The following is a 13,879-nucleotide window of genomic DNA, read 5'->3' as shown; positions in this document are numbered from 1 at the left end:
AATGAATATGAAAGACCAATCTACACAGGTTAAACTTTGGACCACTGATTTTATTTTGCTTATGCTTTGTAACTTCCTGCTTTTCCTGCAGCTGCATATGATTGTTTCTCCACTTCCTTCCTACGTACAGGAACGTTTCCACGCCAATGCGTTTGAAGTCAGCCTATTCACTTGTCTGTTTGCACTTAGTGCAATTGCAGCACGGTTGTACTCAGCCAAGGCGCTTGAGAAGGGGCTTCGCAATGCCATGATATACATTGGCCTGTCTGTAGCCCTACTGGCTACACTCGGGTATTATTTTGCTGCTGGCATAGCTGTCCTCTTGTTGCTGCGCATGATGTTTGGTGTCGGTTTCGGGATGAGCAGCACGGCTTTCCCAACGATGGCTTCCGACATTATTCCGGTTAAGCGAATGGGAGAAGGGATGGGCTATTTCGGGTTGTCCACCAGCCTTGCCATGTCCATGGGACCCATTATCGGGGTCACGTTGCTGCAGGGTTCAGGATTCATAACACTCATGCTGTGTACAGCTGGCGTGATCGTCGTCATTTATCCACTCAGTTATTCGTTAACACGTAAGAAAACAGCACGTTCACATAATGGTTCCGTACAAACTTCAACTGGGCCCGTAGCGAATGTTTCCGGGACTCGGGAGAAAATCCCTTTTAATCGCAAATTGATCCTGCCCAGTCTGCTGAATTGTTTGTTATCCATTACCTATGGCGGCCTTGTCGGATTCATTGTGTTATATGGCAAAGAGGCCAACCTGGCCAACCCTGCTTTATTTTTCCTGTTTAATGCCCTAGCTGTACTGCTTGTAAGGCCGTTTGCCGGTAGATTGTACGACAGCAAGGGACCCAAGGCCCTGCTTATTCCTGGAGCCATTTTCGTTGCTATCGGGCTGTTTATCCTCTCTTTTGCAACGTCCATGCCGATTTTATTTGTAGCAGCATTTCTGTACGGCATTGGATATGGTTCCATGCAATCTTCACTGCAGACCTGGATGATTCAGATTGTCGCTCCAACCCAGCGCGGGATGGCGAACGGTATGTTCTTGAATACACTGGATTTGGGAATTGCTATGGGAGCTTTGCTGCTTGGTGCTATCGCCTCCATGACGAGCTACACGGATATGTACCGGTATTCTGTCATATTTATGATAGTATTCTTGCTGATCTATCTTATTCAAGGTAAACGAAGTGGAACTTTCGCAGTTTCCGTTCATCCGCTGCTTGCCCATACGCATATATCTGCTAAAGATACCGAATCAATGGAACAAACTTCAGACAATTCAGTTGAGAAGAAATAAAGCAACCGATTCATCACAATACAAAAAAACGCGTTTGCCTGTTGAGAATTTTTGTCTCATAAGCAAGCGCGTTTTTCATTATATTGTTCGCTGTCAATTAGAATGGACTCTTCTTCCTTCTGATCGGTACCCGTCTAAGTTCTCGATTGCCATCAGCATTTTTCTCCTTTTTGCCGTGAGTATTTCCTGAGGTTGGCTGATCCTCTTTACCGGGCTTAACTGCCAGCAACGTAAGCAGACCACCTACCGCTCCAGAAGCTGCAAGCACAACAAAAAGAATAAAATGCGAGGTGCCAATCAAAAGAGATACAACAGGTGGTCCCAAAGAGACTCCAATAAAACGCATGCTGCTGAATAAAGCTGTAATTGTACCACGCTGCTCTTTGTCAACGCCTTCAGTAATTAGTGCATCCAGACATGGCAGCGTGGCACCAATGCCTGCGCTTCCAAGGGTAAATAATCCTACCACCAGATAGATGTTATCCCACAGCCCCATGATGATCAGGGATGCCGTCAAAACCACAAGTCCTGCAAAACCTACCCACTTCATGCGCACCTTGTTTTTACCGATCCACTTTCCTGCCAAAAAAGACGACAAGCATAAGGCCGCCAGCGGGATTGCAAGAACAAGCCCTTTAAGAACACCTTTCAGCCTGAACTCAGACTCCAATGTCTCTGACAAATAAAACAGCACGCCAAAAATAACAAACATGCAAATTCCACCAATGGCAAACAGCGCATAAAGCCAGCGTCCTTTTTCTTTGAGCACTTTCCGAACTGAAGAAACAAACTCGGAAAATGTAGGTGGCTTTTCCTTTTTCTTAGGCGTTTTCACAAGGAAAATGACGAGGACAAGTGAAAGCAAGCAGAGCACTGGTATCGCCATGAATGGCAAGTACCAAAGCCACACAGCGAGAACTGCTCCCAAAATGGGACTTAATACTTTACCGAACGTATTCGACGTTTCGATAATACCCAAGCTCTTGCTGACCTCTTTCTCGTCATCAAACATGTCGCCTACGAGTGGAATTACGATGGGGAATGCTCCTGCCGCCCCTATCCCTTGCAGTAACCTCCCACCGAGAATGGTCCAGTATGCCGTGCTTCCGTCCAGCATTAACGCTGCTCCACCTGCAACTGCGCCCCCAGCTGCGGCGATGATAAGGCTAGGTATGATGACCACCTTTCGTCCAAATCGATCCGATAAATACCCCGCAATCGGAATAAGCAGTATGGCCACAACGGCGTAGACCGTAATAAGCATGCTTACTTTGAATGAGGAGACTTTCAGTTCTCGTTCAATCTGCGGAAGGATCGGAATTAACATGGAGTTGCCCAAGGTCATAATCACCGGGATGGAAGCGAGTGCGACGAGGTCCCACTTTTTATCTTTCATACCTTAACCACCTTTACAAGATCGGAAAACAACACTGTTATTGTGGTTTGTTCGTCAAATGATTATACGGGATATGTAAAAAAGTTCAGTTCCGCGCATGAAAAAACCGTTCCATGATGAAGGAATCAGGAACGGCCTTTTACTTAGCCACTTGTAATGTTGAAATTATGTCCTACTGCGCCTTAATGGCTAACATTTTAAACTAAATTGCTGTATGGCTGCGCCACCCTTGAACACAATATATAACTGATCCATACCCCGCTCAGGTTGTTGGAGCGAACATTCTACAGTCGTCCATTGGATGTCCGAGTCAGCTTGGTCCGAGGTGGAATCAGCGACGCCAGCAGGCACAGAACAGAGGCCAAGCAGCGGTCCATCCGGGCTTTCAGAACGAATCTGCAGTTCACCATCTTCACCGAAAGCAGCTACCCGTGCCTCAAATGTATGAGCTCCTTGTGTCCCATTGTTCAGGAAACCAATCCAGGATGACTGCCCCTCCTTATACAGCGGCTCTCCAGGAACAATGGCCCGAACTGCAGATCGTCCTTCCAGGCATTCATCCAGAAGCACACCTGCATGCTTATCGTAATTCTCTGCAAAGGTTGGCATGTCTAACTTGCGAGCAGGTATAACCTCTCCTTCAACATGAAACTCAGCTGTCTGGCGAATGTCCGCCGAGGAGCGTCCCGCCATAATGAACCAGGCTGCCGTCTCCACGCAATACCGGTCACGCGTGACGTCCCAGAAGGATAGCTTTTGTATAGGGATTTCAAAAGAAACCGTCTTAGCCGCACCGGACGCAAGATGAATGCGCTGAAAGCCAATTAATTGTTTTAGAGGCCGTTTCACTCGGGACGTTTGTGGGTGTCCGTAGAGCTGCACGACTTCATCGCTCGCATATTCTCCTGTATTTCGGACCTGTACTTCAACCTTCAACACATCATCTCCGCTTATTCCGGATATTTGCTGAACGCTAATGTTTTCATACTCAAATTCAGAATAAGTCAATCCATGACCAAAAGGATACAAAACCGAACCCTCATGGTACATATAAGTTGTACCGTTGTTGATAATATCGTAATCCATGATATCAGGAAGCTGAGACTCATCCTCATACCATGTCATGTTCAGTCTGCCTGCCGGAGCATATGCACCAAGCAGCACATCGGCAACCGCATTTCCGAGTTCTTGGCCTGCGTGGGTTAAATATACAATGGCTGGAGCTATGTCTTTTAACTCCTGCAATGCAAACGGATAACTGCCGACAATAACTACGACGGTATTTGGGTTAACCTTACATACCTCTTTTACCAGACGGACCTGCTCTTCCGGGAGTGTTAAACCTGGCCGATCTATTTCTTCCTTGCCATTAATGTAAGGACTATTACCAACGACAACAACAGACAGCTCACTTGCCCGGGCAGCATCTATTGCTCGCTCAACACCGCTGGTTACAATGTGTTTCACCAACGACACCGGCTCTTTGGGCCCAATTACTGAGCTGCTTGCTTTTGAGGAATCTGCACCTTCCCCTGATTGCTGAACAACTGGTGCCAAAACAAGTTTGCCTTGATGTTCGGCCAAGCCCAATGGAATTCCATTCCACGATCGCAATATGCTGCTGTCATCCATCTGAGGGTCAAATTGCACAACTTCCTTCACGAACCACCCACCGATCTCCGGTGCACTCGCCTGATATGTGCCTTCTTCAGTTAACGTGAGATAACGATTATTCTTCACACTTCGTAATGTATGGCTGCCCCAGCCCCAATCCTGATGTATGAATTCGGCCATCTGCGCACTGCCTTCCGGAACAGCAACAAGTGTTCCTTCAGCTTCGAGAGTTAATACCTGTCCTTCCGTAGTCTTGAAGCTGACACGATCATTCCCGTCTTCATAAAGGACCTCTGCATCAGTCAATCGACTCCGCAGACCATCCAGTGCCGTTACCCGGTATGGCAGTGTGCCGCTATACCAATCGGTATATACTGCATCTGCGAGGGGGCCAATTACACTGACTTTGCGAAGCGCATCGGATTTTAACGGAAGCAACCCTTCATTTTTTAACAATACGATGGACTCCGTCGCAGCTCGATAACTTAATTTGGCATGCTCCGGCGCGCACAGAACAGACTCCGGTATGGACGCATAGGGGTTAAGGCCTGTCCGATCCAGTTGTCCAAGACGCATGCGAACACCAAAAATATTGCGAATGGCCCGGTCCAGATCCTCCTCCTTCAGTAAATCGCGGTCAAGAGCCTCTTGTAATGCCGAGACCACCAAATCCACTTCATCTGTGAGGCAATCCACGCCTGCCTTCAAGGCACCTGCTGCAGATTCGGCATGCGTCGCATGATATCCATGATAATTTACAGTCTGGGACAGATCTCCTCCGTCACAGACGATAAAACCTGGCATAGCCCATTCACCCTTAACCACATCGTTCACATAAGGGCTCTCAATCGCTGGAGTACCGTTAATGGAGTTGTACGCTGTCATCATGGATAAGGCTCCGCCCTCAACAAAAGGTGTCTCGAATGCCTTTAGGTAATATTCACGCAAATTCCGCGGATCAATGCTGGAAGAACAGTTGAGCCGATCTTTTTCATTATTGTTGGCAAAAAAGTGCTTCAACGTAGCGACCATTTTCAGATAAAATGAATGATTGCCCTGCATGCCTTGGACGAGAGCTGCTGACATCTCCCCTGTCAGTACGGGGTCTTCACCATACCCTTCTTCGGTTCTGCCCCAACGTGGATCACGCTCCAAATCGACGGTTGGCGCCCACAAGGTTAATCCATGACGCTCAGGTTCACGATGGTGGTAGGCTCTAGCCTCATCCCCAATGACTGAACCAATCTCACGCATGAGTGCCTTATTCCAAGTACTGGAGAGTCCGAGCGGCTGCGGAAATACCGTCGCCTCTCCTTTCCAGGCCACCCCGTGAGCAGCCTCGCCTCCAACGTTGTATGCAGGAATCCCCAGCCGCGGGACTGCTGCTTCGCGTGTAGGAATCAGGCTGATCTTCTCTTCTATCGTCAACCGTGAAATTAAGTCATTCAATCTTTTTTCCAGCGGCAATGCTGCATCCCACATTGGGTATTGTTCATATTCCTTCATACTTATTCCTCCCGATTATTGGTATGGTTCAAGCATTATCTTCCATTGCTCCATAAGATCCAGCGTGCGCTGATGAAATCTCTGCCCATCCTGAGGCTGATCGACCTGATATTCGTGGACATACGCATTAAAGTAAGAGGACAAGATTCGATAGGCATGCCGGCGTGCGAGTCCCTGATCAGACATGTCCAGAGGTTGTCCATATCCCTCATGGAATGCTGGTGGTGCTGTGGACAGGATGGCTTCAAACTCCCTATCGGCAAACATGGACCGATCCCCATCGATGATGGCGGCAATGCTCAAGGTATCATTTTCCCCATGAATCAATACGTTTGCTTCCCACAGATCATTATGGACAAGTACAGGAACGGTCACTTGGTCGAATAATTCGCGATGATTCCGGAACATGTTCGTAATCTGTTCACCAACGCCTGGCATATACCCTACCCGTGCCGCTTTGGATGCCGTTTCTTGTGCAAAAGCAATTAACACCTCGGACCAGCGATCTGATCCCTTCATCGTACCGTCACCTTGCGGCCAGCCGAAGGAGGTCCCCTCAATTTGGTGCATGGCAGCGGTATACTCACCCAGTTGACGATAAAGCCTCTCTTTCTCGGACAATGAGATCGACGAATGATCCAGCTGCCTGCTCGGAATAAACTCCATAAACATGTACGTTCTCGGAATGACCGAACCACTGTCATCACATACAATGACGTTTGGAGCAGGAATTCCTGCCTTTTGATATTTCTCATAAACCACAGGCTCAGCTGCCATCATCGTCCGTTCAAAGGAGAATAATGGATCATCTGTATCCCCCATTAACGGGTCTGTCCCTTCAGGTGCCAGGCGCAAAATGACATCCGAATAATCTGCATGCTCCAGTTGAATCCGGTAAGTTGTATTAAAAAGTCCGCCTTGCAAAAGAGCATATCCTTTTACTTTGGTAGCGGTTCCAAAATTATTCTCCACCAATAGATGTACCATCTCGGTTGTAATAGCCCGGTGTAGTCCGGTAAAAAGTGTGCTCAAGTTCTTTCATTCTCCTGTCTACTTCTGTCTCTCATCAATCATACTATGATTGACTCACTGTAACTACATTTACCTGTCTGAATTGGAGACAAACAGACGGCACCTTGCGGTACCGTCCTTTGAGTCATCCAATCAAATTAAAGTTGAATTGTAAGCGAGCTTGTGCCTGCAGCTGCAGTTACAACGATGCCCTGTTCACCAGTCGCCTGGGATCCACCCTCGACACTGGATACACTTTCTACACCGCGAAGTACCACGTTCCATGGCTTGCCTGCACCCTCTGCACGTACCTCCAGAACAGATCCATTACGGGTTACGTTAACAACCAGTTCCTGCTCTGCCTGTTGGTTTACTACAACCGCTTGCGCAGTGTTGCCATCAGCGAGCTCGAACAAGTGCAGGGAAACCTCATTTGCAAAATCATAATCCGGTTTGCTGTTGGTCGCACCCACTGCAATCAAACTGTTTGGTTTGATCATCATTGGCAATGTGCGGAAGTTGTGATTCTCACGTACAAAACGACCGCCTTGTACTTTATCACCTGTCAGGAAGTTAGTCCACGTTCCTTCAGGCAAGTAGTAAGTTACATCGCCTTCCTTATTGAAGATCGGTGCAACAAGAATCGAATCACCAAACATGTATTGAGTATCCAGGCTGTATGTTGCAGGATCTTCTGGGAAGTCCAGCACCATGGCACGCATCATCGGAATGCCTTTCACAGTCGATTCCTGAGCAGAATTGTAAAGGTATGGCATCAGGCTGTTTTTAAGTTTGGTGAAGTCACGAACAACGTCCACGGATTCCTCGTCGAAGAGCCAAGGCACACGATACGAAGTACTTCCGTGTAGACGGCTGTGAGAAGACAACAGACCGAATTGTACCCAGCGTTTGTAAACGTCAGGGGTTGCTGTATTTTCAAATCCGCTGATATCATGGCTCCAGAAGCCGAAGCCCGAAAGTCCAAGTGACAGACCGCCACGAAGCGATTCAGCCATGGATTCATAAGTAGAAGAGCAGTCTCCGCCCCAGTGAACCGGGAACTGTTGACCACCTGCTGTTGCCGAGCGTGCAAACAGGGCAGCTTCGTTCTTGCCAATCTTCTCTTCAAGCAATTCAAATACAGCTTTGTTATAAAGATGTGTATAGTAGTTGTGCATTTTAACCGGATCAGAGCCGTCGAAGTATACGACATCTGTTGGAATTCTTTCGCCGAAGTCCGTTTTGAATGAATCAACGCCTTGATCAAGAAGGACTTCCAGCTTGCTCTTATACCATTTCACGGCGTCCGGATTTGTGAAATCAACCAGAGCCATACCTGCTTGCCACATATCCCATTGCCATACGCTGCCATCAGCTGTTTTCACCAGATAACCGTTCTCCATACCTTCATCAAACAAGTAGGATTTTTCTGCAATATAAGGATTGATCCAAGCACAGATTTTAAGGCCTTTGTCTTTCAAACGGCGAATCATGCCTTCCGGATCCGGGAACATCGCTTCATCCCATACGAAATCAGACCATTGGTATTCCTTCATCCAGAAGCAGTCGAAATGGAATACGGAAAGCGGAAGATCACGTTCAGCCATGCCATCTACGAAATGGTTAACTGTTGCTTCATCATAATCTGTTGTGAATGATGTTGTCAGCCACAGACCAAACGTCCATGCCGGTGGAAGTGCTGGTTTACCTGTTAATTTCGTATAATTATCAAGTACATCCTTTGGATTGTCACCGCCGATAATGAAGTATTCCAAAGTCTCTCCTTCTACGCTGAACTGCACTTTGGAAACATTCTCAGATGCAATTTCATACGATACGCGTTCAGGATGGTTTACAAATACGCCATATCCTTTGCTGGACAAATAGAAAGGAATATTCTTATATGATTGTTCGCTGCTTGTACCGCCGTCTTCATTCCAAGTGTCAACCACTTGGCCATTCTTAACAAACGGCGTGAAGCGCTCGCCGAGACCGTAAACGTATTCACCAACGCCCAGGTCAAGCTGCTCGCGGAAGTACGCTTCTTTACTCGGGCCTGTAATATATCCAGCCGCTCTTTGGCCGCTGCCTGTAATCCGTTTTCCTCCATACAGGAAGTTGACGTCCCAGCCCTTTGTTTTGTCGATTTGAACTTCCAGATTGCCGCTTTTCAAAACAGCACCTTGTTCATCTTGCGAGATGTCAACATTCACATCTTGGTGGTTGAGTTCAAATTCAGGTCCTTTTTTCACTCTTCCTTTATGGTGGTTCAAGGTTACACGAATAACGTTAGGCATAGGTGAGCTGTACGTTGCTTTAAGCAATGTACCGTTCAAAGTGTCGCCCTTGGTGCGAATATATTTAGTTGCCGCATATACGGTCAAAGAATCGCCTTTTTGCACAATATCACGAATGTCAGTCGGGTTTTGAATTTGGTATCCTTCACGAGTCATCCAGAATCCATCAGTAAATTTCATGTTTTCTTTCCCCCTTCGGTTATACTATAATAATATTGATATTAATCATGGTTTTCTTCTGATATTTTGACCAAATATATCACGATTTTGATATTTTCTCTCCGATTCTTAAATAAGATCACCATTCTATGGAAACGATTACATTAATAATGATACCAAAGGAGACACTTCTATGGAACGTGAACGATTACGCGAAGACCGAATTCACGGCAATGCGATGTATCCTGTCAGCGTTTACCCGGATATCGAACAGCTAAATGGAGACAGCATTCTGGATTGCCACTGGCATGATGAGATGGAATTCACCATGGTGACCCAGGGAAGCGCAGTGTTCCAGATTGACATGAATACGGTTGAGGTTAAAGCCGGGGAAGCGATATTTATTAACCGCGGCGAAATACATGCAGGCTATTTAAAAGGTGATGTTCCCTGCGTTTTTTCGTCCATTGTGTTCAGCCCGGAACTGCTGGGCAGCCGGACCTTTGATGCCGTGCAGGAGAAATTTATAGGTCCGCTCGTTCACAAGAAACTCATTCCTCCTTTTCATATGAAGCCCGAGGATGACTGGGGGCAGGAAATCCTATTGCACCTTAAACGGATTTTTGCGAATCACGCCGCTGGTTCAGAGACCTGTGAAATGACAACAAAAGCCTGCCTGTACCTCATCTTTGCCCGAATGTTTGATCATATGCGCCCTGCCCGGCTCAAAGGAACCGTCCCGACTGGCAGCCATGACAAGGTGGAGCGTCTCAAATCCGTGCTTGGTTACATCCATAAACGCTACCCCGAGCCCCTGAAGCTGAAGGAGCTTGCGGATGAGGCCAATATGAGTGAAGGGCACTTCTGCCGGTTTTTCAAGCAAATGGTGCAAAAAAGTCCTGTCGACTATATTAACTACTACCGTGTGCAGCAGGCCTGTTACCAGCTTGAGAACACCGATCATAAAATTGTGGATATCGCCATGGATGTCGGGTTCGAACACCTAAGCTATTTCATCACAACGTTCAAAAAACACAAAAACACTACTCCTTCACAATATCGGAAAATGTTTTATGAAAAAGTGGCGATGGAGCCGGCCCTTATATAAAGGAAAGAAGGTGCTGACAGCGGATAACTGTACAGCACCTTCTTAAATTTTACGGCATGCAGCCCTTGATTCAGTTTAGATTATCTCAACGTTTTCCATGAAGAGTATTCATGTATAGAGAAGCCGTTGAATGCAGAGTGCTCTCCGGCCAATTTCTCCACCAGCTTAAGCTGAGACTCCATATATGCCGACCCTTCTTCATAAAACGTAATGAAGTTCCCTTCCTTACTCTGTTTTGTCTCCACGGCAATGGATATCGATTTGCCCAGCAGGGATGCTTCAGCAAGCTCGTCTTTCGCCACATTATAGATCGCAGCGGCTGTATCCCGGTAAGCCATAATCGTAATGGAATCAAACTTGCGGATCATCCAGCTGCTCACAGCCATCGTTGAACCCGGGATTTTGTAGTTATCCAGCCAGAACGGCAGATCTGCAGCTACGGGCATATTCATCAGTGCTGCACGGTCAACGATATATTGAACATTCCCCTGCCACTGTGTTATTACACTTGCCTGATTGGTTTTCCACTCCGGATGAACATGTGGTTCAATATCGAGGTGAATCCCTGCAAATTTCTCGTTAGGTTCTACCTGATTCTGATAAGCTTCAATCCAGTCGAGGAAACTTGCAATTTGCTCTCTGCTTTCGGTTAGTCCCCAAGACGCCCTTCCATCCATTACATCGACAGCGATATTATAAGCTCTGGCCTTGCGAATGAAGTCCGTATAGTATGGAATCTTTACATCCCGATTGATCTGCAAATAGATCGTGTTGATGTTGTGTTCCACGGCAAATTTCAGAACCTCCTGCGGATTGCTCTCAATCTGAGTGGTATCCCATACCCAAGTGGCTCTAATTGGTCCTTCCACGTTCCCATGAATGGATTCATAACTTTCTACAGAACCCTGTGCAATGGTTTTTGATGAGAACGTAACACCTGCGATCAGGACCAAACAACTGATGATTTTAATAAAGTGCAATCCCCGCTTGCTTTGCATATTTGTACACTCCCCTTGTGTTTTACCGTTCCCTCGTCGAATTCTGGAAGAAAATCTACAGTTTTCTATTCATTTTATGAATCAGATGAACAATTCGTTTATGCATATTGCTTTCATATGCAACATCATCTTCTGGACTCACGACGAAAGGATCATATAAGATTATTTCGGGTATTCACACTTCTGTATTCATAGTTCTAAAGTCTTAATTATTAAAATGTTTTTAATCATTCCGATCTTTCCCCACGACTTCTGTCGTTATTGCCATATGGAAATAGACAACAGAAGGCCTAGGAAGCGTTTTCTCAAGGAAAAGCAAAAAAGCCGCCTCGAAGGGCGACTTTCTTTTTTTTAAACTGGTTCTATTTATTCTCTTGGGATATTTGTTGATGTTCTGTTTAGAGCCCTCATGAGAGATCAGAACAATCCATTCATGTCCCGGCAGGTCAATTGGAGGTATGCTCAACCTTTTGATCAAACAAAGATACCAGTTCAATACCGTCTGCCGAGATACGTACCAGTCCCTTGTCGGACAAACGAAGTTCAGGAATGACAACCAGAGCAAGCAGGGAAAGAGTCATAAATGCATTATTCAGCGTACAGCCTGCCGATTGCAGCGCATCGCTGATGGCAGCAGATTGCACGGCGACCTCTTCAAATGATTCTGTGGACATCAAGCCCGCGATCCGAAGCGGAAACTCGGTTGCTTTATCACCTGTAATCACAGCGACTCCACCTTGCATGCGAATCACCCGGTTACCGGCCTCAGCCATTAGTGCATCATCATTACCGATAATCAGAAGGTTGTGACTATCATGCGCAACGGTCATCGCTATCGCTGCCGGACGCGTAAAGCCAATACCGCCCACAAGGGCAACCGCCTTGTTCCCGGTTTGTTTGTGACGTTCCAGCACAGCGATTTTGCAGATATCTCCTGTCGTGGAGACAACGACTTTACCATTCTGTACCGCAACAGGAACATGCTTCTCCTTCGTATCTACATGGTTCTCCGTCACATGAATGATTTTGGCCCCAATGGACCCCTCCATAATTGGCGCAGCTAGTTCCATATCCTTGGGCTGAATGTTGGCTTCCAGTTTCACCGTATTCAGCGCCTCTTCCGGATAGGTGAAGCTGTCCCAGACGGCAGTCATCTTCCCCTTCTCCGCAACGACATGCCCTGCAGCAATGGTCATGCCTACACGCACATCTGCAAGTCGGCCATCGAGCAAAATAATGTCGGCTATATTTCCCGGAATGACCGCACCAATATCACGTGCCACACCGAAACGTTCAGCTGTGTTAATCGTTGCCATTTGGAAAGCTGTCACCGGTTTGACGCCCTGTGAAATGGCCAGACGGACAACAAAGTCCATATGTCCTTCTTTGAGTAGCGATTCGGAGCTTCGATCATCGGTCACCAGCATCATCCGGCGGGTATCCAGCCCCAGCTCTGTACAGGCTTTAATGGTTTCCGCAACGTCATGCCAAGCCGAGCCCTGACGCATTTTGGCATACATGCCGAGCCGCAGACGCTCCACTACATCTTCCTTGGTTACACATTCATGATCTCCGGTGACACCACTTGCCGCATAAGCAGGTAAACGCCAGTCGTCTGCAGCCCAGGTAAAGTGGCCGTCTGCCACCTTGCCGGCTCGCAGTGTGGCCTGGATTTCTCCGATCATCGTTTCATCGCCGTATACGACACCCGGGAAGTTCATAACTTCTCCAAGTCCAATCATGTCCGGCCCCCAGGAGAGGGCTTCAGCCACTTCCTCTGGTCCTATGTAAGCCCCTGTCGTTTCCAGTCCAGGATGTGTGGAAGGAACGCAGGAAGCCACCTGCATATAGGCAGCCATCGGTGTGGTCCGCGCTTCGTCCAGCATCAGTCGCAGACCTTTAAGTCCGAGTACGTTGGAAATCTCATGTGGGTCAAAAAAACCACCTGTTGTACCCGAAGGCAGTACTGCTCTCGCAAACTCTGTCACCTTCATCTGGGTGCTTTCGATATGACAGTGTCCATCCAGCAGTCCCGGAGCAATGTACTTGCCTTCCGCTTCGATGATCCGTGTATGTTCTCCAATCGTGTGGCTTACATCCTTGCCAACATAGGCAATCCGTGCACCCTGTACTGCAACAGACATATCAGGCAAAATTTCTCCCGAGATGACGTTAACCAGCGTCCCGCCCCGAATGACCAACGTCGCCTTCAAATCCCCACGTGCTGTTGCCACCAGATCTGGTACGCAATCTGCCATTAATGGCCGTTCAAAAGATGGTTTGTTCATGCCGCTGCCTCCTTCATTCAATAAACGATCCCAAAAAAATATATTGTTACGATTATATGAGTACACACTGCTTGTGTAAAGAAAATTTACACCAATTGTATCTACACACAAATTGATGCTCAAAATTTATCCATTGAACCTAACCCAACCAAACAGGTGTCAGGAATGGTTATCCAGTGCTCTCATACGGTTC

Annotated in this window: 8 protein-coding genes; 2 read left to right on the top strand and 6 right to left on the bottom strand. The window is 47.2% G+C overall.

Annotation, left to right across the window (positions count from 1 at the left end; translation table 11 throughout):
• Positions 1–7 precede the first annotated feature (7 nt).
• A complete protein-coding gene (locus tag AAIH57_RS00400) occupies positions 8–1,309 on the top strand; it encodes an MFS transporter (protein WP_430021297.1) in 1,302 nt (433 codons plus the stop codon).
• Positions 1,310–1,406: 97 nt separating this feature from the next.
• On the opposite strand, the gene AAIH57_RS00395 is transcribed toward AAIH57_RS00400, so the two are convergent.
• The 4 genes from AAIH57_RS00395 to yicI all read right to left on the bottom strand — a co-directional run bounded on the left by AAIH57_RS00395 (position 1,407) and on the right by yicI (position 9,313).
• A complete protein-coding gene (locus AAIH57_RS00395) occupies positions 1,407–2,705 on the bottom strand; it encodes an MFS transporter (RefSeq protein WP_430020227.1) in 1,299 nt (432 codons plus the stop codon).
• A gap of 189 nt (positions 2,706–2,894) precedes the next feature.
• Positions 2,895–5,825 carry a glycoside hydrolase family 3 C-terminal domain-containing protein gene (locus tag AAIH57_RS00390; protein WP_430020226.1) on the bottom strand — a complete coding sequence of 977 codons (2,931 nt, stop codon included), beginning with the start codon at positions 5,823–5,825 and terminating at the stop codon, positions 2,895–2,897.
• 15 nt (positions 5,826–5,840) lie between these two features.
• Entirely contained in the window at positions 5,841–6,857 is a 1,017-nt protein-coding gene (locus AAIH57_RS00385; protein WP_430020225.1) for a phosphotransferase family protein, read from the bottom strand.
• Positions 6,858–6,994: 137 nt separating this feature from the next.
• A complete protein-coding gene (gene yicI / locus AAIH57_RS00380; RefSeq protein ID WP_430020224.1) occupies positions 6,995–9,313 on the bottom strand; it encodes an alpha-xylosidase in 2,319 nt (772 codons plus the stop codon).
• Between the two features lie 172 nt (positions 9,314–9,485).
• On the opposite strand from yicI, the gene AAIH57_RS00375 reads away from it, so the two are divergent.
• Entirely contained in the window at positions 9,486–10,400 is a 915-nt protein-coding gene (locus tag AAIH57_RS00375) for an AraC family transcriptional regulator (protein WP_430020223.1), read from the top strand.
• An 80-nt stretch (positions 10,401–10,480) separates the two neighbouring features.
• On the opposite strand, the gene AAIH57_RS00370 is transcribed toward AAIH57_RS00375, so the two are convergent.
• Positions 10,481–11,398 carry a hypothetical protein gene (locus AAIH57_RS00370; RefSeq protein WP_430020222.1) on the bottom strand — a complete coding sequence of 306 codons (918 nt, stop codon included), beginning with the start codon at positions 11,396–11,398 and terminating at the stop codon, positions 10,481–10,483.
• A 446-nt stretch (positions 11,399–11,844) separates the two neighbouring features.
• Positions 11,845–13,686: an adenine deaminase gene (gene ade / locus AAIH57_RS00365; protein ID WP_430020221.1), complete on the bottom strand. Its 1,842-nt coding sequence runs from the start codon at positions 13,684–13,686 to the stop codon at positions 11,845–11,847.
• Between the last annotated feature and the right edge of the window lie 193 nt (positions 13,687–13,879).

It is taken from the genome of Paenibacillus sp. MABNR03 (genome assembly GCF_050455445.1).
Lineage (GTDB): Bacteria > Bacillota > Bacilli > Paenibacillales > Paenibacillaceae > Paenibacillus > Paenibacillus xylanilyticus.
Note: the sequence above shows the minus strand (reverse complement) of the source record. Positions and strands in the feature narration are given on the sequence as shown.